Genomic DNA, 19,353 nt, shown 5'->3' with positions numbered 1-19,353 from the left:
GGCCGAGGACACACCTCGGCACATGGAACTGTCGCCCGAAGAGTACGGTGCGTACTGGCGTGCGTCGATTCGCGTCGCTGCAGGCGTCCTCGTCTTCTTTTTCGGACTCCGCCTCACGTTGCCGCTGCGGAACCACCCCGAAGTGGGTGCGTCCGCGCTCGGCGTCGTCCTGTTCGGCTTGCTCGTCCTCGTCGGAACGTTCGTCGCGACGCTGGGCGTCGCTCGCATCGTCCGGACTGCGGTCGACGCCGAAACTAGTAGACACTGAAACGATTCACACCTCATCGCATACCGCGTTGCGATGAGGTGGGCAATGACTTTCAGTGCCTACTATAGTTTACGACCATTCCGCGGGCCACATCTCCGCGGCGCGCATTCCGGACTCGTACTCCTGGTCGCGCAATCGTTCGCGAAGCTCGTCCACGTCGATCCGCGGCACATCTCGAGCCGTCAGCTCGTGAACGAGTAACGCCGTCAGCACCGCGTGTTCCCGGAGGTTCCGGGGATCGACCTTGTCGCGCGTGTCCGCCGTCGTGTGCCCCCAGCCCCGCCCTCGCTCCTCGCCAGCCGGCGGCTCGCTGTGGAGTTGCAGTGTCGGGACCCCCGCCCGCAGAAACGGCCAGTGGTCGCTGAACGGATGCGGATCCGGCTCGTGAACGACCGGGTGTCCGACCGCGTCGGTCACGTCGTCGGCGAGATCCGCGAGCGCCTCGGTGCCGTGGGAGAGCGCTCGCAGGTTCCGAAACCGCCCCGCACCGTCGACGTTGACGACCGCGCGGACCGACTCGAGGTCCAGCTCGTCGGCCAGCGCCTCCGCACCCAGCAGGCCGATCTCCTCGCAGCCGACGCCGGCGATCCGGACGGAACACTCGAGTTCGTCTTCGATCGCCGCGAGGACCGCGGTCGCGCCGACGACGGTCGCGATTCCACAGCCGTTGTCCAGCGCGCCTTCCCCGATGTCGTGGGCGTCGTAGTGAGCGAGGAGGAGCACCTCCGCGCCCGTTTCCGGACCCAGCGTTCCGTGGACGTTCTGGCTCGAGTCCTCCCGGGTCGTCGCGTCGACCCGAAGTCGAGCCCGCGCGCCGCGCTCGGCGTAGTCGACGAGCCAGTCGTGGGTTTCGGCGCTGACGCCGATGCCGGGAACGGCGGCCTCGGCGTCGAACTTCAACGCGCCCGTCGGCGGCAACTGGCCGGGGACGTGGTTGCCGAAGACGAACGCCTTCGCTCCCGCTGCCACGGCGTGGCCGAATTTCTCCATCCGGTGGACGAACCGCTGGCCGGACGGCGTCATCGTGCTCGCGACGGCGATCCCGCCTCGGAGATCCGCGTCTTCGATCTCCTCGGGCGTCCCGTAGCCGATATCCACGAGCGGTCCCTCGACGTCGCCCGCCGGCGCGTACGGCAGCGCGATCGCCTCGAACGAGCGGTCGATTCGATCGGCGTCGTCCGCCGCCCCCTCGAGTACCGCGAACTCGGTCGTCCCTCGCTCCCAGTGTTGCATCGGGAACTCGTCGATTCGCACGGTCTCGAGACCCGCGTCGCTGAGCGCTTCGCGGACGATCTCGGCGGCCCGGCGCTCGCTGCTGGAACCGCCCATCCGATGGGGAAGTTCGGTCAGTCGGGTGAGCAACTCCCAGGCTCGATCGTCGGTCCACCCACGGCCGATCGCGAGCTCGAGGGCCGGATCGCTGTCGTTCATACTCGTTCTTCTGCGGCGATCGAAAAAAGCGGTCTGGCGCGGTCCCCGGTTTCCGAACGGCGAGTCGCGCCCCTTAGTCGTCCGCCGGTGCCGGCACTTCCGATTCGTCGATGGCGGCGTCGGGCTGGAGGATACGTCCGAAGTCGAACGCCTCGAGCGGGCGGCCCTCCGCGACGCGGGTCGGCCAGTCGGGGTTTGCGAGCGCGCCCGTCCCGAGCGTGATCAGGTCTGCACCCCCTTCGACGGTCGCTCGCGCCGCGTCGGTATCCTCGAGTCCACCGTTGGCGATCACGGGTGCGTCACCGTACCGATCCGCGAGTTCCGAGAGCGTCGGCCCCTCGTCGAACGCCGGTGCCGTGACGTCCTCCTCTGTGACGTGGATGTAGTCGGCACCGGCGTCGGAGACCGCGTCGAAGATGACCGCAGCGTCGTCCTCGCCGCCGGGCCAGCGGTAGTCCGGGTCGTTGACCTTGCTCTGGGAGAGGCGGACACCGACGACGAAATCGTCGGGCGTGGCGTCCCGAACCGCCTCGAGTACCTCCGCGGTCAGGCGGATCCGATTCTCGACGTCCCCGCCGTACTCGTCGTCGCGCCGGTTCGTGTAGGTCGTGAGGAACTGGTCCAGCACGTAGCCGTTCGCGCCGTGGACCTCGACGCCGTCGAAGTTCGCCTTCACCGCGCGCTCCGCGGCGGCGACGAACCCCTCGATCACGTCGTCGATATCGTCGCTCGTTAGTTCCCGCGGTTCGGGGAACTCCCCGTCGCCGCCGTACATCTCGAGTTGTTCGCCTTTCGGCTGCACGGCCGAGGGACCGACCGTCTCGTCGGTGTAGCGGTTCCCCTGGGAGAGCGCGCCGGCGTGCATGAGCTGGGCGAAGATCGGTGCGCCCTCCTCGTGGACGGCGTCGGTCACTCGCCGCCACGCCGCGACGTGCTCGTCGGTGGCGAGGCCGGGCTGGTTGTCGTAGCCCTGACTGTGCGCGTCGTCTGGATGGGTGCCCTCGGTGATGAGGACGGAGAAGCCTCCGCGGGCGAACTTCGCGTAGTATCGGGCCATCTCGGCCGTCGCTCGCCCGTCCTCGGTGGCGCTGGTTCGCGTCATCGGCGCGAGACCGACCCGGTTCGCGAGCGTCTCGTCGCCGAGATCGACCGCGTCGAACAGGATATCGTCCGTGTCTGTCATCGGCTACGATACCGCTCTCGTCCGTATAAGCGCCAGTCCGCCGTGTGCAGCCCGCGAAATACCGATGATAGACCACACGGGTTCGGCGTTCGGAACCGCGTCACTGCCGTCCGGCGTGTTCGGTCGGTGACAAAGATAAACCTTACCTCCGGGGATCGACTCATACGGGGTATGAGTTCGGTATCCGAACGCTCGGAGATAGACGCCGAGTACAAGTGGGACCTCGAGAGCATCTACGCGACCGACGACGACTGGGAGGACGCCTACGAGGCCGTCGCCGAGCGCGTCGACGAACTCGAAGCCTACGAGGGCCGCGCGACCGAGAGCGCCGAGACCCTCCTCGAGACCCTCGAGTTGCGCGACGAGATCATGCGCGAGGTGTCGACGGTCGCGGCCTACGCTCGCATGCGCCGCGACGAGGACACGACGAACCAGGAGTACCAGGCGCTGACGGCCCGGTCCCAGTCGCTGGCGGCCGACGCCCGATCGGCAGCGTCGTTCATCGACCCCGAAATCCAGACGCTGACCCGCGAGGAGTTCGACGCGATGGTCGAGGAGGTCTCCGCGCTCGAAACCTACGACCACTACGTCGACGACGTGCTTCGGATGAAGCCCCACACGCGCTCGGCCGAAGTCGAGGAACTGCTGGCGGACCTGAGCGAAGTGACGGGCGCGACGGGCGAGGTGTACCAGATGCTCTCGAACGCCGACATGGCGTTCCCGACGGTCGAGGATCCGCAGGGAGAATCCGTCGAGATCACCCAGAGCAACTTCACGAACCTGCTCAAGCGACCCGATCGAGACTTCCGGCAGCGCGTCTACGAGGGCTACTTCGACGAGTGGGAGTCGGTCCGAAACACGGTCGCAGCGAGTTACAAGAACAGCGTCAAAGCCGACGTCAAGACCGCGCGTGCGCGAAACTACGACACCGCTCGCGAAGCCGCCCTCGACGGCCCGAACGTCCCCGCAGCGGTCTACGACACACTCGTCGACACCGTCCACGACAACATCGATAAGCTCCACCACCACGCCGAGCTCAAGCGACAGGCACTCGACGTCGACGAACTGCAGATGTGGGACCTCTACATGCCTCTGACGGGTGATGAGGGCCCCGACCTCGAGTACGATCGGGCGACCGAGCACGTCGTCGAGGCGCTCGCACCGCTGGGCGAGGAGTACCAGTCCCGCGTCGCCGAGGGCCTCGACTCGCAGTGGGTCGACGTCTACGAGAACGAGGGCAAACAGTCCGGCGCGTACTCCGGCGGGACCTACGACACCCAGCCGTTCATCCTGCTGAACTACCAGCAGGACATCTCCTCGATGTACACGCTGGCCCACGAGCTCGGACACTCCATGCACTCCGAACTCACCAAGGACGAACAGCCCTACATCTACTCGAACTACGAGATCTTCGTCGCCGAGGTCGCCAGCACGGTCAACGAGGCCCTGCTGACCAACCACCTGCTCGAGACCGTCGACGACCCCGAGTTCCGGAAACACGTCCTCAACGAGTTCCTCGAGCGCGTGCGCTCGACGCTCTACCGACAGACCCTCTTCGCCGAATTCGAGCACGAGGCTCACCGGCTCGAGGAAGACGGCGAGCCCCTCACCGCCGACCGACTGGACGATCTCTACCGCGGACTGAAAGAAGACTACTACGAGCCCGCCGCGATCGACGACCGCATCGCGCGCGAGTGGATGCGCATCCCCCACTTCTACCGCGCGTTCTACGTCTACCAGTACGCGACCGGCATCTCGGCCGCGCTCGCGATCGTCGACGACGTCCTCGAGAACGGACAGCCTGCCGCCGAGGACTACCTCGACTTCCTCCGCCGGGGTTCCCGGGAGTACCCGCTCGAGCTCCTCCGAATCGCCGGCGTCGATATGAGCTCCTCCGAGCCGATCGACCGCCCGCTCGAGACCTACGGCGATCGACTCTCGGAGTTCGAGGCGCTGCTGGACTGATCGAGCCCCTCCGACCGCCGCTTTTCGCATCGTTCGCTGGCAATCGCCGCTCCGTACCGTCCGTCGCCCGTACTGGCGCGGCGCGTCTCGATCTCGTATTCGAGAAATCCCTCCGGGACCCAAAGGCACATTTACTGTCCAAATCCTAACGGCCTATATCAGGATGTCTCGAAGCCCGTCTATTCCCGACCGACCTCACCGCGATATCGACTCAGACCTCCCCGACGACGAGCGGCTCGAGGCGCTCCGCGGGCACTACGAGGACCTGGTCGACGTCAACGACCAGCTGTCCGCCCAGCTCGAGGACGCCGAGGACCGCCGCGAGCGCCTCCGGGAGAAAGTCGATCGCGTCGAACGCGAAAACGAGACGCTGAAGAGTTCCTCGCTGTACATCGCGACCGTCGAGGACGTGCTCGATGACGACCAGGTCATCGTCAAACAGCACGGAAACAATCAGGAAGTGCTGACCGACGTCGCCTCGCGCATGGTCGACCGCGTCGAGCCCGGCGACCGGGTCGCGGTCAACGACTCCTTCGCGATCCAGACGGTGCTGGATACGGAGACCGACGCGCGCGCCCAGTCGATGGAGATCACCGAGAAACCGGAGGTCACCTACGCTGACATCGGCGGTATCGACGAGCAGGTTCGGGAAGTCCGCGAAGCCGTCGAACAACCCCTCACCGAGCCCGAAATATTCAACGAGGTCGGTATCGATCCGCCCAGCGGCGTCCTCCTCTACGGGCCGCCGGGGACGGGCAAGACGATGCTCGCCAAAGCCGTCGCCAACGAGACCGACGCCACCTTCATCAAGATGGCCGGCTCGGAACTCGTCCGCAAGTTCATCGGCGAGGGCTCCCGACTCGTCCGCGACCTCTTCGAGATGGCCCGCGAGCGCCAGCCCGCCATCATCTTCATCGACGAGATCGACGCCATCGCGACGCGGCGCACCGAATCAAAGACCTCCGGCGACGCCGAGGTCCAGCGGACCATGATGCAACTCCTCTCGGAAATGGACGGCTTCGAGGCCCGCGGCGAGATCCGCATCATCGCCGCCACCAACCGCTACGACATGCTCGACCGCGCCATCCTTCGCCCCGGCCGCTTCGACCGCCTCATCGAAGTCCCCGAGCCCGACCGCGACGGCCGCGAGCAGATCCTCGGGATCCACACCCGCAACATGAACATCGCCGGGGACGTCGACTTCGCCGACCTGGCCGACGACACCGACGGCTACTCCGGCGCCGACATCGAAAGCCTCGCCACCGAAGCCGGCATGTTCGCTATCCGCAACGAGCGCGACGAGGTCCGCCACCAGGACTTCGCCGAGGCCCTCGAGAAGATCGAAGACGACGACTCGAGCGACGTGGTCTCGTCGGCGGGCTACTTCTATCAATAACGAACTTTTGCTCTGCGGGCGCGGCTTCGCCGCGCCCTCGGCAAAACTTCGATGAAAAGCACTCCTCACTCCGTTCCGAGCGCTTCGCGCTCTCCACATCGATCGTCGGCCCGCTCGCTCGGCCTTCGGCCTCGCTCGCGGTCAGAACCGGACAACCGCCTGCCCTCCCCCGGCTCGCGGCGCCCTCAGTTCTTCGGGCTCCGCTCGCGGCCACTGGGCGAGACGCGTCTCATCGATCCCGGATCGCAAGTCCTTACGCCGCTCGTCCCCGAGTACAGACATGAGCACGATTCGAGTCGTCTGGGGGACCGCGTCGGCACCCACGGCGATGGCCTCCTACGACGCGGCCCTCGCGGAGGCCGGCATCGAGAACTACAACCTTGTCTCGGTTTCTTCCGTGGTTCCCGCTGAGACCTTCGTCGAGGCCGTCGGCACCGCTCCCGATCTCGGCCCCGCCGGCGAGCGCCTGACCGTCGTCGAGGCTCGAGCCACCACTGCCGGTCCCGGCCGCGTGAGCGCTGCGCTCGCGTGGGCCCAGTCGGTCGACGACGGACCGGGACTGTTCTACGAGACGGCGGGCGAGATGGACAGCGAGGCCGTCGAACGACGGGTTCGCGAGGGACTGGCTGCGGGTCAGGAACTGCGCGACTGGGAGTTTGGAGACCCACAGGTCGCCGTCGAGAGCCGACAGGCCGAATCGGGACTGTACACGACGGCGGTGGTGCTGGCCGTCTACGGCGACAGCGAGCCGATCCTCTCAAATTGACTGAAGGCGAACCCTTTTGAACCGCGGGCGCATTGCTACTGGTACACACTTCTCATGAACGGAAATACGCCGTACGCAGGGCTACCGGGCGAGACTGGTGCTGGGCAACGTGCAGCGGCGGACGTTCCTGACCTCTCGAGTGCGCAGAAACGACTGCTCCACCGCGACGTCTCGCGAATCGCCGCCCGTACCCGCGAGTTCCTCCCGAACGAATACGTCGTCGACGCCGACGTCTCGAACGGCATGACCGGCCCGGAGGTCACCGTCGCGGTCCGGCCGCCCGTCGGCCACGCCGTCAGCGCCGGTTTCACGCCGGACCTCGAGGAGGCGGCGGCCGCCGAGGAGGTCATCACCGCCGACGAACGCGACGAGGTCGCTCGCGGGCTGGCCGCGAGTGCGGCCCTGCAAGTGAAACAGGCGATCAGCAACAACGTGCGGCCGACCGGAAAGTAGCCGAGTACCGCTCTCGGACTCCCCTGTTCGATCGTCTCGTCCCAACCGCTGGGATCGATACAGCTCCGTTTTGACGAACAGACGATGCCCGTCCCGGAGTGGTGACATTGAGGACCGAAGACGGTATCGTCAGTAGAGCAGCTGCTCGAGCTGGTGTCGCCGCCGCTCGAGGTCGAGCGCCGGCTCGACCGACGGATCTGAACCGAGCCGATCGAGCACCAGCAGGGGATCGGCACCGGCCCGTTCGACCGCCTCGAGCAGTGACTCGATCGCGGAGCGGTTCGTCGCGAGCGACGAACACAGCCCGATCGCGAGCGCGAGCGGGATCGCACGCTCGGGGTTGGTGGGAAAGGCGTCGCTAACTCGTGAGAAATCGGGATCAGTTGCGTCCTCGGATGACGCCGGCTCGAGGGTCAGACAGTGCGAACAGAACGAGACGACGGCGGCCTCGGACGGTGCGTGTGTGCGATATTTCTCCGGGACGGAAACCGAAATCGTCGCCGAGTTACATTCGGAACAGACCATCGGAATCGAGAACGTGAGTGGATATCCGGCCGATCGAGGGCGCGACGTGGTCAGTGTCCCTACTGGTTCGCCGTGGGTGACTGAGCCGCCGTGTCCGGCTGTACCTCGTCGAGTTCCTCCTCTTTCGCTTCCGCTTCTTCGGCCTCGGCTTCCGCTTCGGCCTCCCGCTCGGCCTTCTCTTCGGCTTCCTTCTTGTCCTTGATCTTCTTCAGACGGAACGTCTCCTCGCGTTCCTGCTCCTCGAGTTTCTGCTCGATGTACTCCTGGTTGTCGTACAGTTCCGGCAGGAGCTTGAACTCGAGGGCGTTGACGCGTCGCTTGGTCGTCTCGATCTCACGGAGCATCTTCTTCATCGCCGTTTCGACCTCGGCGGCGAGGATGATGCTCTCGAGGAGGTCCTCGTAGGCCTCGGCGGCCTCGTCGATGCGGGCGGAGGTGCCCATGATGCCGTAGCCGCGCTGATCGAGGCTCTTGGAGACCCGCGAGGACTCGATCTGGGGAACGACGACGCCCATGATGTTCTTGGACTCGGTGGTGATCTCGGGGTGTTCCTGCAGCGCCGCTGCGGCACCGCGAACCGCGACGTCGCCTTCCATCGCACGGGCCATGTTGATCTTCTTCTGGGCGTCCTCGTAGTCCTGTGCGAGGTCGCCGCGGACGTCCTGGGCCTTGTCCAGGATGTCCATGAATTCCATGATCAGCCCGTCGCGTTTCTTCTCGAGCGTGCCGTGCCCCCGCTCGGAGAGCTCGATGCGATCCTCGATCGCCATCAAGTTCTTGCGCGTGGGCTTGACGTCGTTGGCCATCTTGTGGGGGGCTAGCGCCCCCAGTCGGATAACTGTTTACAGTTTCTCCGCACCGCCGCGCCCGTTCCGAGGCGAATTGCCGCCTCCGGTCGAGGCGTCCCATCCTAGCCGAGGAACAGATCGATCATGTCGCCCGACGACTGGCCTTTGTAGAGCTCCGAGTAGCCGCAGTTCGTACAACTCACAACCATGAAGCTCCGATTCTGAATATCGAACATCTTCGAGAGGCCGCCACCGGTCGTCGAAATCTCGTCGATCTCCGTCTCCGTATGGTCGCACTTCGGACAGCCGCGATCGTCGCCGTTCATATTCCAGCGTTTTTGTTAGGTGACAAAAACTTTTGTGTCCTGCGACTCGAGTGATCGACGAGTCATGGCAGTCGCCGTTCTCGCCGTACTGATCTCGCTCGGGATTCCGCTGATCCTCTGGCTGGCGATCAGTCAGGAAACGTCGAACCCGACCGTAGTCGACCGCGCGGAGGCGGAACGGATCGCGAAAGAACGCGGCGGTCGCGATACGTCGCGCTCGCCGACTGATGCGGACCGGAGTTCCACCGGTGACGACCGCACGACGGACGGCCGTCGCGATCACCGCGCGGAGACTGATCGAGAGGAGGGCGACTGGGAGACGGGCTTCGATCGCGACGAGCGCGACGACGGATGGGGAAATCGACGCGCCTGACGCTCGATCGGACTGGAGCCCGCTAACTCACCCCTCCCCGACCATTCGATCCTCCTCGCCCCACTCCTCCTGGCGGAGTTCGTACTTCTGGACCTTCCCCGTCGCCGTCGTCGGCAGTTCCTCGACGAACTCGACCCGGTGGACGGTCTTGTACCCCGCGAGGTTCTCGCGGGTGAATGCCTCGAGGTCACCTTCCGTCACGCCGGGATCGTCGGGATCGCCGCTCGCGGGGACGACGAACGCCTTCGGCGTCTCGCCCCACTCGTCGCTCGGGGACGGGATCACCGCCACGTCAGAGACTTCGGGGTGGTCGAAGAGGGTGTCCTCGAGTTCGATGCTCGAGATGTTCTCGCCGCCGGAGATGATGATGTCCTTCTTGCGGTCCTGAATGGCGATCATTCCGTTCTCGTCGACCGTCGCGAGGTCGCCGGTGTGGTAGTAGCCTTCGATTCGGTCGTTGAAGGCCTCTTCCGTCGCCTCGGGTTTCTCCCAGTACTTCTCCATGATCTGGTTGCCCCGGACGACCACCTCGCCGAGCGTCTCGTCGTCCCGGGGGACGTCCTCGCCGTCCTCGTCGACGACGCGGATTTCGGTCCCCAGATAGGCCAGCCCCTGGCGTTTCTTGATCCGGAACCGGTCGTCGCTGCTGTCCTCGAAGTGTCGGCGGGCGTCGGAGGTCGTGATCAGCGGCCCGGTCTCGGTCGCGCCGTAGACGTGTTTCAGGTACCAGCCGAACTCGTCCTCGACGGTCCGGATCGTCGCCTCCGGCGGCGCGCTGCCCGCGGTCGCGAGTCGAACGTCGGCCTCGCCGGTCGTTTCCGGCTCGTTTTCGTCATAATACTCGGTGAGCATGTTCAACACCGTCGGCGCGCCGCACATGTAGGAGACGTCCTCCGACCGCACGGCCTCGAAGATGTCCGCGGCGTCGACCCCGCGCGTACAGACGTGTTTCGCGCCGATCCCCGTCACCGCGAAGATGTGGCCCCAGCCGTTCGCGTGGAACATCGGCAAGGTCCACAGGTAGACGTCGTCGTCGGTGATCTCCTGATGACCGACCAACAAGTAGGCGTGAATCGTCTCGCAGCGGTGAGTGCGACAGACCCCCTTCGGATCGCCCGTCGTTCCCGACGTGTAGTTGATCGTGATGATCTCGTCCTCGGCCATCTCGGGGCGGTCGTACTCGGTGCCCGCGTCCTCGAGCACCGCGTCGAAACTCTCCCAGTCACCGTCCACTTCGGTGGGATCGTTCGTGATGAACGTCTCCGTCGGCACCTCGTCGCGGATTTCCTCGATCCTGTCGGCGAAGTCGTAGTCGGCGTAGATCGCGTCGACGCCTGCGTCCGACAGGATGTACTCGAAGTCGTCGGGCGTGAGCCGGTAGTTCAGCGGCGTGTGGACCGCACCCAGTTGCATGATTCCGTAGGCCGCCTCGAGGTGATAGTGCGTGTTCGGGTCGAGGACGGCGACCCGATCCCCTTTTTCGACCCCCCGTTCCTGCAACGCCGCGGAAAACCGGTCGGCCCGCTCGCCGAGTTCGTCGTACGTGAATCGTTCCCCCGTCGTGGCGACGACCGCCTCGTCGTCGCCGTAGTGCGTTCGCGCCCGGTCCAAGAACTCCGGCACGAGAAGTGGTTTGTGCATGCATACCATGGTTCATTGGCGATCCATACGGTAGTTTCGATTGGTCGCACTCACTGACAGTTCTCGGCGTGATTCGCTAGTCGGAGACGGCACGCCGACGTGACACGAGAGGCGGGGCACTGGCCGTTACTCCATCGGAGAAAGGCGCGGCAGCCGAAACTGATCGCTCGGATCAGTCGTCGGCCGTGACTTCGGCGGCTTCGGACTCGTCCTCGCGGTAGTGCTCTGCGATGAGCTCCTCGTCGATGCGGTTGAGCGCCTCCTTCGGCAGGTCCGACAGCAGGTCCCAGCCGATCTCGAGCGTCTCGTCGATCGAGCGGTTGGTATCGTACCCCTGCTGGACGAACTCTTCCTCGAAGCGGTCGGCGAAGTCGAGGAACTTGTTGTCCCGCTCGGAGAGCGCTTCGCGACCGACGATGTTCACGAGGTCGCGCAGGTCCTCACCCTCCGCGTAGGCGGCGTACATCTGGTCGGAGACGTCGCCGTGGTCTTCGCGGGTCAGGCCCTCGCCGATCCCGTCGTCCATCAGCCGGGAGAGGCTGGGGAGGACGTTGACCGGCGGCTCGATCCCCTGACTGTTGAGGTCCCGATCCATCATGATCTGACCCTCGGTAATGTACCCGGTCAGGTCCGGAATCGGGTGCGTGTCGTCGTCGCCGGGCATGGTCAGGATCGGAATCTGCGTGACCGATCCCTCCTTGCCCTCGATACGACCGGCACGCTCGTAGAGCTGTGCCAGGTCGGTGTACATGTAGCCGGGGTAGCCACGGCGGCCCGGGACCTCCTCGCGTGCGGCACCGATCTCGCGCAGCGCCTCACAGTAGTTGGTCATGTCCGTCAGGATGACCAGCACGTGGTAGTCCTTCTCGAAGGCCAGGTACTCGGCCGTGGTGAGCGCGAGTCGTGGGGTGACCTGCCGCTCGACTGCGGGGTCGTCCGCGAGGTTCATGAAGACGACCGAGCGCTCGAGCGCGCCCGTGCGTTCGAAGTCGTCCATGAACTCGTTCGCCTCTTCGGCCGTGATTCCCATCGCGCCGAAGATGACTGCGAACTCCGACCCCTCGCCCTCCTCGTCTTCCTCCGGCACCGTCGCCTGACGGGCGATCTGGAGCGCGAGTTCGTTGTGGGGGAGCCCCGACCCGGAGAAGATCGGGAGCTTCTGGCCCCGAACCAGCGTGTTCATGCCGTCGATGGCGGAGACGCCGGTCTGGATGAACTCCTCGGGGTACTCACGCGAGTAGGGGTTGATCGCTTTGCCGACGATATCCTGTCGATCGTCCGGAACGATCTCCGGGCCGCCGTCGATCGGGTTCCCGGAGCCGTCGAGCACCCGCCCGAGCAGATCCTCGGTGACGGGCATCTTCATCGTCTCGCCCAGGAAGCGAACGGAGGCGTTGCGGTCGATCCCGCCCGTACCCTCGAACACCTGGATCGAGACGATACCCTCGCTCGATTCCAGCACCTGGCCGCGCAGCGTTCGCCCGTCCTCGGTCTCGATCTCGACGATCTCGTCGTAGCCGACCGGCTCGTCGACCTCGGCGAACACCAGCGGACCGCTGATTTCCGTGATAGTCTGGTACTCTTTCATTGTTAGTACAGTGCGCGCAGTTGTTCTTTGAGGTCGTTCTCGATCTCGTCGATGAACTCCTCCCACTCCTCGGCCGTGCCCATCCGGTTGAGCTGTGGCGCGGCGTCGACGTCCTGGATCTCCTCGACCGGGACGCCGGCGTCGAGCGCTTCGAAGGCCTCGTCGTTGAACGTCTTGATCGCGCCGAGCATCCGGTAGGTCTTCTCGGGTTCGCAGTAGGTGTCGACGTCGTGGAGCGCGTTCTGCTGGAGCCAGGCCTCACGGATGTAGCGTGCGATCTCCATCGTGAGCTGCTGGTCCTCCGGCAGCGCGTCCTTCCCGACGAGCTGGACGATCTCCTGCAGTTCGTCCTCCTCGTCGAGTATGTCGACCGCCCACTGGCGGGTGTCCGCCCAGTCGCCAGCGACGTTGCTCTCCCACCACGGGTCGAGCTGGTCCTTGTACAGCGAGTAGGACTCGTTCCAGTTGATCGAGGGGAAGTGCCGACGCTCCGCGAGGTCGGCGTCCAGCGCCCAGAACGTCTTGACGATGCGCAGCGTGTTCTGGGTGACCGGCTCGGAGAAGTCACCGCCCGGCGGCGAGACTGCGCCGACGACGGAAATCGACCCTTCGCCGCCGTTGATCAGCTGGAACTTGCCGGCGCGCTCGTAGAACTCCGAGAGCGCGGCCGCCAGGTACGCGGGGTAGCCCTCTTCGCCGGGCATCTCCTCGAGTCGGCTCGAGATCTCCCGCATGGCCTCTGCCCACCGCGAGGTAGAGTCTGCCATCAGCGCGACGTCGTAGCCCATGTCGCGGTAGTACTCCGCGATCGTGATTCCCGTGTAGATACAGGACTCGCGGGCCGCGACGGGCATGTTCGACGTGTTGGCGATGAGACACGTCCGGGCCATCAGCGGGTTCCCGGTCTGCGGGTCGGGCAGTTCCGGGAAGTCCTCGATGACCTCGGTCATCTCGTTGCCGCGCTCGCCACAGCCGATGTAGACGACGATGTCCGCGTCGGACCACTTGGCGAGTTGCTGCTGGGTGACGGTCTTCCCGGAGCCAAAGGGACCGGGAATCGCCGCCGTCCCGCCCTTCGCGAGCGGGAAGAGGCCGTCCTGCACGCGCTGGCCCGTCACCAGCGGCTCAGTCGGCGTCTCCTTGTCACCGGCGGGCCGGGCTTCGCGGACCGGCCACTCCTGGTGCATCTGGATCTCTTCGCCGTTGTCGAGTTCGACGACGGTCTCCTCGACGGTGAACTCGCCGTCCCCGACGGTGGTGACTTCGCCACCCTCGTAGTCCGGCGGCACCATGACCTTGTGGTCGATGGTGACGGTCTCCTCGACGACCCCGACGACGTCGCCGGGTTCGACGGTATCACCCGTTTCGACCTCGGGGGTGAACTCCCACTTCTTCTCGAGGTCGATCCCCGGGGCGTCGACCCCGCGGTCGAGGAACGCGGTCCCCATCTTCTCCTCGAGGACGTCGAGCGGGCGCTGGACGCCGTCGTAGATGGAGTCCAGCATGCCGGGTCCGAGGTCGACGCTCAGGGGCTCGCCCGTGTTCTGGACGGGTTCGCCCGGGCCGACGCCGGAGGTTTCCTCGTACACCTGAATCGTGGTCAGGTTCCCTTCGATTTCGATGACCTCGCCCATCAGCCCTTCGTCGCCGACGTAGACGACGTCGTTCATCCGGGCGTCGAGGTCCGTGGCGGTCACGACGGGACCGCTCACGCTTTCGATTACACCGTCTTCGTCGACGGATTCGATGTCTTCTGCCTGGCTCATAGTTTAGCTGTCTTCGTCCTCGTCCATCAGGTCGATCCCGATCGCGCGTTTGATCTGGTCGCGCAGCCCGCCGCCACCGGTTCCGCTGCCGATCGTGACGACGACCGGCTCGACGCTCGTCTCGACTTCCTGGCGAACGTTTCGCGACAGGTGCTCGAGGTCCTCGTCGTGCATGACGACGATCCCGACGCCCTCGTCCTCGAGGGCCGCCGTTGCAGCGTCGTCCAGTCGGTCGTCTTTCTCGTCGTCCGGGACGTTCTCGAACCGACGGACGCCAGCGAGGCGAAAGCCGGTGGTAAACTCCGGACTGCCGACGACTGCGATTTCCTGGCTCATAGGATCACCAGCTCCTCTTCGATCTCGTTCTCTGCGAGTCCGACCTCGCGACCGCGCGCGATGGCACGGATGTTCTCGACCTCGCGCTCTTTCGCGAGGATGTACGAAAGGACGGCCGAGACCGAGGCCGGATAGATGCTCGAGAGCGTGTCGGCGTACTCGAGCAACGCAGCGTCTAGTGCGTGCTCGAACTGGATAAGGCTGTCAGCATCGCGCAGCCGACCGAGCGCAGTCGAGAGTCGGTCGCCGTACCGCCTGCTATCGGCGATGTGATCGACGAGCGCGTCGTAGTCACCGACGAGCCGGTTGAGATCGGACGCGTCGAACAGGACGCCGCCGTCGATGTAGTAGGTCGCCGGATCGAGGTCGGCACCGCTGCGTGCGAGTCGCAACGCGTTCCGGGCGTTCCGGAAGTCGATCTCCGCCTCGAGGAACTCGACGTACTTCGCTTCGGGCCCTTCCTGAGGCCGGCCGAGGTCCGCGAGCAGGTTCTCGTAGAACTCCCGATCGAGGGCGTTCTCGAGGGGAACGAGCGCGCCGGTCTCCTCGAACTCCTCGTAGGCGACCGTCAGCGACTCGTAGTAGCTCGTGTTGTACAGCATCTCGACGACGTCCTCGATCGTGTCGGCCTCGAGCAGCCGGTCGATCGTCCGCTCCTCGAGTTCGCCGGCACGGATGAGGTCGGTCTGGATATCCTCGGGGTCGGTGTCGGTGTAGATCCCGCGGATGATCGTCTTCAGGTTCCAGACGTCGAACTTCCGCAGGTAGCGAGCGATCAGGTCGTAGAGTCGTCCCTGCGACCACTCCAGCAGGTCGTCGAAGTGCTTCGCGAGGTTGCGGTTCAGGGCGTATTCGATCAGGTCGACGCCTGAAAACCGCGTACCGAGCTCGTTGATCTCGCGTTCGTACTCCGTCTCCTCCATGAACCGCGCGATCTCGCTCGGCCCCATCCGGATCAGCTTGCGGTAGTCTTCGTCCGAGAACAGCGAGGCTCGGCGCGACCGTACGCGAGCGTTCACGTATTCCGGATTCGAGGCACCTGCGCTCATTGCTCGAAGAGTCGGTTGCTGATCGCCTGAAGGTTGTCTTCCCATACGTCCTCGAGCACCGAGTCGAACGTGTTGTTGACTCGAACGCGAGACTGCTCGCTCTCGACGACGACGCCGCCGAGGCAGTCGAACTCGCCCGCGTACTCGTAGCCGTCGTAGTCCTCGAGGATCGACTCGAGCAGCTCCTGGTCGTCGCTCCGACCGTAGACGGAGACGTCGTCGCCCTCGTCGAACTCGTCGCTCGCGGCTTCGAGCAGGTCTCGCGTGAGTTCCTCGCGGGTGTCCCCCTCGAGGGCGGCGAGCTCGTCCTCGACGGCCTCCCGGACCTCCCCGAGCACGTCGCGGCGGGCCTCCAGGCGCTGTTGTTTCGCCTCCAGCTTCGCACTGGAGAGGCGCTGTTCGCGGAGCTGGTCGATTTCGCGCTCGACCTCGGCCTCCGCGTCGGCGAGGATCTCTTCGGCGTCGTCCTCCGCTGCCGATTCGATCTCCTCGGCGCGCGTCTCGCCCTCTGAGCGGATGTCCTCCGCACGCGCGTGGGCTTCTTCTCGAATGTCTTCTACGACTGTGTCCAAACTCATTGGTGAGAGAAAGGGGGTGCGTTTATACGATGAAGACGACGACCAGAGCGAGGATCACGAGCGTCTCTGGGAGGACGGTCATGATCAGGCCCGGAACGAACATGTCGTCGTCTTCGGCGATCGCGCCGACTGCCGCTGCGCCGATACCGCGCTCGGCATAGCCTGCTGCGAGCGCCGCGAGGCCGACAGCGATCGCCGCTGCGCCCGCGTTCTCGAGGGTCGGACCGGCCGCCTGTTCTGTTTGCAGTGCAACATCCGCCGCAAGTTCAAGTCCACTCATTGTTAGTAGTCCTCAGTGTGCTTTCGATCGGTTCCGAACGGTTCGTAGTTCTCCCCACCGCCTTCATAAAACTTGTTAAAGAACTCGACGTACTCGAGGCGCACAGCCTGTAAGCCGGCGCTTGTCACGCCAAGCGCTAACACGACAATGTGTCCGAGTACGAGAATGACAAGTCCGCCGACCAGGGCTGCAGTGCCGGAGTGCATCAGACCGCTGAAGACGACCTCTGCACCCTCGCCGTAGTGTTCGGCGACGTAGCTCGGCTCGTGCGTTCGAAGGAAGTGGAACTCGCCGTCGGGGTCCTCGTACGCGCCGAAGAACAGCAGGTTGACGACGAAGGCCATGCCGGCCTTCGCAAGCAACACTGCGCCCATCCGGGTGTACGAGAAGACGTTGACGACGACGTCGAGCGATTCGACGAGTTCGACGGGTTCGCTGACTCCGAGCATAACGAGCCCGATCAGGAAGACGAGCAGCGGGGCCGTCAACGGGAACCCGCCGAGTAGCGGAATCCATTCAGGGAATGCGAATAGCTCCCACATCGGGAACCCGGTGAACCCGATCGGGAACGGCCCGTCGCTGGCGAAGGTCGTGAACAGGAAGTCCGGCTTCGAGCCCTCTGCCTGGGCCGAGAAGATCCAGATCCAGATCCCGTTGATCATCAGGATCCACGACCCGCTGTGGAAGAGGGCGTCCTTGACGCCGTGGCTGAGATTCTCGTAGAAGTCCAGGATGTATCCGATGTTGAGGTGGACGATCCCGGCCAGCACGCTAATCACCATCCAGCCAAGTGCGAAGTCGGCAGCTGCCGGCTCGAGTCCCTTGTTCAGCGGGAGCAACTCGACGTCCAGCATGTCATGCCAGACGATCTCTCCGAGGACGTGCAGGCCGAATATTTCACCGTACACGAACCCGAAGATGGTCGTAAACAGGCCAGCCCAGATGGCCACACCGCCGAGACTGGCGATCGCCTCGCTGTCGACCTGGGTCGCCATGTAGGCCCCGATGGCCATGTAGATGATGCCGTATCCGACGTCACCGATCATGAACCCGAAGAACAGCGGGAACGTCAGGAACAGGAAGATCGTCGGATCCAGTTCGCTGTACTTCGGTCGGCTGACAGCCTGCACCAGCAACTCGAACGGCTTGCTGATCGACGGGTTGTCCTGGATCACCGGCGGCTCGTCGTCCATCGTCACCGTCGAGCCACCGTCCGTGACGGCCTTCTGTTTCTGCTCGTCCGCATCCGCGGCCGCATCGTCGTCTTCGTCGGCCGCCGCGGGCGTCCCTTTCTGCACGTCTTCCGTGTGGGAGTGTGCCCCGTGACGGTCGTAGTCCGCCCGCTCGAGTTCTTCGACCTCGACGCTGTCACCGACGGCGTCGCGCAGCGTGGCGACGAGCCGGTCGTACTCGGCGGTCGGGATCCAGCCCTCCGCGACGAACGCGTGTTCGGTCGTCGCGAACTGCAGCGGCGCTTCCGCCTGCTGGACGTCGATCGTCAGCTCCTCTTCGACGCGCAGGAGGAAGCTCGCTTCCGTCTGCTTGATTTCCGCGAGCTCCGCGTCGATCTCGTCGATCTCGGACTCGAGTTCCTGCTGCCGGCTCTGGAGTTCGTCGACGTACGCCTCCGGGCTCTGTTCGGTGTCGGGCACCTCGTAGCGGGTGAACTCGACGCCGACCAGGGCGTCGTCGATCGGATCGTCGTCGGCGTCCTCGGCGGGTGCGGCCACGATGGCCACGACGTCGCCACCGGTGAACGTCTCGAAGGCCCGAACGTCGTCGGATGCTTCGACGGCCGCCTCGACCTCGTCGAGGGGGCCCTCGCCGACGAGCACGTCGACCGTCTCGTACCCCGACAGCAGATCGAGGTCGATGCCGAGCTCCGCGAACGGAGCCACGCGGTCGATCTTCTCGTTGACCTGCCGCAGTTCGTCGTTGATCTCCCCGCGGCGGTCGTCGAGGTCGTTGACACGGGTTCGGATCTCCTCGAGCCGGTCTTCCCAGTCGTCATCGAGCGTTCCCGGCTCGGCCTCGTCGGCCGACAGCTCGAGGGTGCTCTCGAGGGCGCGAACGGTCACCAGCTTCTCGGAGGCGCGATCGGCACCCTCCATCGGGTTGCCGTTGTCGAACCCCTCCCAGGAGCCGTCGTAGTCCGAGAGATGCACCAGACTGAGCTCGTGAACCGTCTCGATGACCGTGGGCATGACGCCCCTGGAACCGGTCACCGAGACCTTGCTCATTCGTTCAGGTCTGAGCATGGACGTCCTCCTGGAACAGTTCGACGACGTGGTCGGTCACGTCGCCGACCCGTTTCCGGGCGCGCTCGGCGAGTTCCTCACGCTCCTGTTCGCCTGCTTCGAGGACCTGCTCGCATTCCGCGTCGATCTCCTCGCGAGCTTCCTCCAGACGGCGCTCTTTCAGCTCCTGCGCCTCCTGTTCCGCTTCCGTGCGAATCTCCTCGGCACGTTCCCGGGCCTCGGCTATTCGCTCGTCGCGGTCGTTCTCTGCCAATGCGACGATCTCGTCGGCCTCGTCCTCCGCCGACTTAATTCGTTCGAGAACCTCTGGCCTCGGCATACTCTACATACTCTAAGCAATCGGACGTTTGCCAGAGCGCGTATATGGTAGTTGCGAAAGTGGC

The 19,353-nt window shown here is 65.0% G+C and carries 20 protein-coding genes; 6 read left to right on the top strand and 14 right to left on the bottom strand.

The window, feature by feature from the left end; all coding sequences use genetic code 11:
* Positions 1-22: 22 nt before the first annotated feature.
* The gene (locus LDB05_RS13265; protein ID WP_226004471.1) at positions 23-268 is read left to right on the top strand and encodes a hypothetical protein; all 246 of its coding nucleotides are present in this window, start codon (positions 23-25) and stop codon (positions 266-268) included.
* A 69-nt stretch (positions 269-337) separates the two neighbouring features.
* Here the strand turns inward: LDB05_RS13265 and LDB05_RS13260 are convergent, their stop codons facing one another.
* Complete coding sequence (locus tag LDB05_RS13260; protein WP_226004470.1) at positions 338-1,699, bottom strand: M28 family peptidase; 1,362 nt, start codon at positions 1,697-1,699, stop codon at positions 338-340.
* 73 nt (positions 1,700-1,772) lie between these two features.
* Positions 1,773-2,882 carry an NADH:flavin oxidoreductase gene (locus LDB05_RS13255; protein ID WP_226004469.1) on the bottom strand — a complete coding sequence of 370 codons (1,110 nt, stop codon included), beginning with the start codon at positions 2,880-2,882 and terminating at the stop codon, positions 1,773-1,775.
* 171 nt (positions 2,883-3,053) lie between these two features.
* Between LDB05_RS13255 and pepF the strand changes: the two genes are divergently transcribed.
* The 4 genes from pepF to LDB05_RS13235 all read left to right on the top strand — a co-directional run bounded on the left by pepF (position 3,054) and on the right by LDB05_RS13235 (position 7,462).
* Complete coding sequence (pepF, locus tag LDB05_RS13250; protein ID WP_226004468.1) at positions 3,054-4,847, top strand: oligoendopeptidase F; 1,794 nt, start codon at positions 3,054-3,056, stop codon at positions 4,845-4,847.
* A 163-nt stretch (positions 4,848-5,010) separates the two neighbouring features.
* A complete protein-coding gene (pan2, locus tag LDB05_RS13245; RefSeq protein WP_226004467.1) occupies positions 5,011-6,243 on the top strand; it encodes a proteasome-activating nucleotidase Pan2 in 1,233 nt (410 codons plus the stop codon).
* A 280-nt stretch (positions 6,244-6,523) separates the two neighbouring features.
* Complete coding sequence (locus LDB05_RS13240; protein ID WP_226004466.1) at positions 6,524-7,009, top strand: pyruvoyl-dependent arginine decarboxylase; 486 nt, start codon at positions 6,524-6,526, stop codon at positions 7,007-7,009.
* Between the two features lie 54 nt (positions 7,010-7,063).
* Positions 7,064-7,462 carry a DUF5811 family protein gene (locus tag LDB05_RS13235; RefSeq protein WP_226004465.1) on the top strand — a complete coding sequence of 133 codons (399 nt, stop codon included), beginning with the start codon at positions 7,064-7,066 and terminating at the stop codon, positions 7,460-7,462.
* 129 nt (positions 7,463-7,591) lie between these two features.
* On the opposite strand, the gene LDB05_RS13230 is transcribed toward LDB05_RS13235, so the two are convergent.
* The 3 genes from LDB05_RS13230 to LDB05_RS13220 form a co-directional block, all read right to left on the bottom strand.
* Complete coding sequence (locus LDB05_RS13230; RefSeq protein ID WP_226004464.1) at positions 7,592-7,987, bottom strand: DUF6276 family protein; 396 nt, start codon at positions 7,985-7,987, stop codon at positions 7,592-7,594.
* Between the two features lie 59 nt (positions 7,988-8,046).
* Entirely contained in the window at positions 8,047-8,793 is a 747-nt protein-coding gene (locus LDB05_RS13225; protein WP_226004463.1) for a V-type ATP synthase subunit D, read from the bottom strand.
* 104 nt (positions 8,794-8,897) lie between these two features.
* A complete protein-coding gene (locus LDB05_RS13220) occupies positions 8,898-9,101 on the bottom strand; it encodes a zinc ribbon domain-containing protein (RefSeq protein ID WP_226004462.1) in 204 nt (67 codons plus the stop codon).
* A gap of 64 nt (positions 9,102-9,165) precedes the next feature.
* Between LDB05_RS13220 and LDB05_RS13215 the strand changes: the two genes are divergently transcribed.
* Positions 9,166-9,474, top strand: coding sequence for a DUF8143 family protein (locus tag LDB05_RS13215; RefSeq protein WP_226004461.1), 309 nt, complete (start codon positions 9,166-9,168; stop codon positions 9,472-9,474).
* Positions 9,475-9,501: 27 nt separating this feature from the next.
* On the opposite strand, the gene LDB05_RS13210 is transcribed toward LDB05_RS13215, so the two are convergent.
* The 9 genes from LDB05_RS13210 to ahaH all read right to left on the bottom strand — a co-directional run bounded on the left by LDB05_RS13210 (position 9,502) and on the right by ahaH (position 19,289).
* Entirely contained in the window at positions 9,502-11,115 is a 1,614-nt protein-coding gene (locus tag LDB05_RS13210) for a long-chain-fatty-acid--CoA ligase (RefSeq protein ID WP_226004460.1), read from the bottom strand.
* A gap of 172 nt (positions 11,116-11,287) precedes the next feature.
* Positions 11,288-12,703: an ATP synthase subunit B gene (locus LDB05_RS13205; protein WP_226004459.1), complete on the bottom strand. Its 1,416-nt coding sequence runs from the start codon at positions 12,701-12,703 to the stop codon at positions 11,288-11,290.
* 2 nt (positions 12,704-12,705) lie between these two features.
* The gene (locus tag LDB05_RS13200) at positions 12,706-14,469 is read right to left on the bottom strand and encodes an ATP synthase subunit A (protein ID WP_226004458.1); all 1,764 of its coding nucleotides are present in this window, start codon (positions 14,467-14,469) and stop codon (positions 12,706-12,708) included.
* A gap of 3 nt (positions 14,470-14,472) precedes the next feature.
* Positions 14,473-14,805, bottom strand: coding sequence for a V-type ATP synthase subunit F (locus tag LDB05_RS13195; RefSeq protein ID WP_226004457.1), 333 nt, complete (start codon positions 14,803-14,805; stop codon positions 14,473-14,475).
* Complete coding sequence (locus LDB05_RS13190) at positions 14,802-15,854, bottom strand: V-type ATP synthase subunit C (RefSeq protein ID WP_226004456.1); 1,053 nt, start codon at positions 15,852-15,854, stop codon at positions 14,802-14,804. Before LDB05_RS13190 ends, LDB05_RS13195 begins: the two co-directional genes overlap by 4 nt.
* Positions 15,851-16,432, bottom strand: a complete 582-nt coding sequence (locus LDB05_RS13185; RefSeq protein ID WP_226004455.1) for a V-type ATP synthase subunit E — start codon at positions 16,430-16,432, stop codon at positions 15,851-15,853. The genes LDB05_RS13190 and LDB05_RS13185 overlap by 4 nt, the downstream gene beginning before the upstream one ends.
* A 22-nt stretch (positions 16,433-16,454) precedes the next feature.
* Positions 16,455-16,712 (bottom strand): hypothetical protein, encoded by a 258-nt coding sequence (locus LDB05_RS13180; protein WP_226004454.1) that lies wholly within the window; start codon positions 16,710-16,712, stop codon positions 16,455-16,457.
* A 2-nt stretch (positions 16,713-16,714) separates the two neighbouring features.
* Positions 16,715-18,970 (bottom strand): V-type ATP synthase subunit I, encoded by a 2,256-nt coding sequence (locus tag LDB05_RS13175; RefSeq protein ID WP_226004453.1) that lies wholly within the window; start codon positions 18,968-18,970, stop codon positions 16,715-16,717.
* Positions 18,957-19,289, bottom strand: coding sequence for an ATP synthase archaeal subunit H (ahaH, locus tag LDB05_RS13170; protein ID WP_226004452.1), 333 nt, complete (start codon positions 19,287-19,289; stop codon positions 18,957-18,959). Before ahaH ends, LDB05_RS13175 begins: the two co-directional genes overlap by 14 nt.
* Positions 19,290-19,353: the final 64 nt, after the last annotated feature.

It is taken from the genome of Natrinema salinisoli (assembly GCF_020405205.1).
In the GTDB taxonomy this organism is placed as follows: domain Archaea; phylum Halobacteriota; class Halobacteria; order Halobacteriales; family Natrialbaceae; genus Natrinema; species Natrinema salinisoli.
Note: the sequence above shows the minus strand (reverse complement) of the source record. Positions and strands in the feature narration are given on the sequence as shown.

Bases quoted from the DNA above. Each gene is read 5' to 3' on its own strand.
- LDB05_RS13265 (WP_226004471.1), top strand. From the start codon at position 23: ATGGAACTGTCGCCCGAAGAGTACGGTGCGTACTGGCGTGCGTCGATT.
- LDB05_RS13260 (WP_226004470.1), bottom strand. From the start codon at position 1,699: ATGAACGACAGCGATCCGGCCCTCGAGCTCGCGATCGGCCGTGGGTGG.
- LDB05_RS13255 (WP_226004469.1), bottom strand. From the start codon at position 2,882: ATGACAGACACGGACGATATCCTGTTCGACGCGGTCGATCTCGGCGAC.
- pepF (WP_226004468.1), top strand. From the start codon at position 3,054: ATGAGTTCGGTATCCGAACGCTCGGAGATAGACGCCGAGTACAAGTGG.
- pan2 (WP_226004467.1), top strand. From the start codon at position 5,011: ATGTCTCGAAGCCCGTCTATTCCCGACCGACCTCACCGCGATATCGAC.
- LDB05_RS13240 (WP_226004466.1), top strand. From the start codon at position 6,524: ATGAGCACGATTCGAGTCGTCTGGGGGACCGCGTCGGCACCCACGGCG.
- LDB05_RS13235 (WP_226004465.1), top strand. From the start codon at position 7,064: ATGAACGGAAATACGCCGTACGCAGGGCTACCGGGCGAGACTGGTGCT.
- LDB05_RS13230 (WP_226004464.1), bottom strand. From the start codon at position 7,987: ATGGTCTGTTCCGAATGTAACTCGGCGACGATTTCGGTTTCCGTCCCG.
- LDB05_RS13225 (WP_226004463.1), bottom strand. From the start codon at position 8,793: ATGGCCAACGACGTCAAGCCCACGCGCAAGAACTTGATGGCGATCGAG.
- LDB05_RS13220 (WP_226004462.1), bottom strand. From the start codon at position 9,101: ATGAACGGCGACGATCGCGGCTGTCCGAAGTGCGACCATACGGAGACG.
- LDB05_RS13215 (WP_226004461.1), top strand. From the start codon at position 9,166: ATGGCAGTCGCCGTTCTCGCCGTACTGATCTCGCTCGGGATTCCGCTG.
- LDB05_RS13210 (WP_226004460.1), bottom strand. From the start codon at position 11,115: ATGCACAAACCACTTCTCGTGCCGGAGTTCTTGGACCGGGCGCGAACG.
- LDB05_RS13205 (WP_226004459.1), bottom strand. From the start codon at position 12,703: ATGAAAGAGTACCAGACTATCACGGAAATCAGCGGTCCGCTGGTGTTC.
- LDB05_RS13200 (WP_226004458.1), bottom strand. From the start codon at position 14,469: ATGAGCCAGGCAGAAGACATCGAATCCGTCGACGAAGACGGTGTAATC.
- LDB05_RS13195 (WP_226004457.1), bottom strand. From the start codon at position 14,805: ATGAGCCAGGAAATCGCAGTCGTCGGCAGTCCGGAGTTTACCACCGGC.
- LDB05_RS13190 (WP_226004456.1), bottom strand. From the start codon at position 15,854: ATGAGCGCAGGTGCCTCGAATCCGGAATACGTGAACGCTCGCGTACGG.
- LDB05_RS13185 (WP_226004455.1), bottom strand. From the start codon at position 16,432: ATGAGTTTGGACACAGTCGTAGAAGACATTCGAGAAGAAGCCCACGCG.
- LDB05_RS13180 (WP_226004454.1), bottom strand. From the start codon at position 16,712: ATGAGTGGACTTGAACTTGCGGCGGATGTTGCACTGCAAACAGAACAG.
- LDB05_RS13175 (WP_226004453.1), bottom strand. From the start codon at position 18,970: ATGCTCAGACCTGAACGAATGAGCAAGGTCTCGGTGACCGGTTCCAGG.
- ahaH (WP_226004452.1), bottom strand. From the start codon at position 19,289: ATGCCGAGGCCAGAGGTTCTCGAACGAATTAAGTCGGCGGAGGACGAG.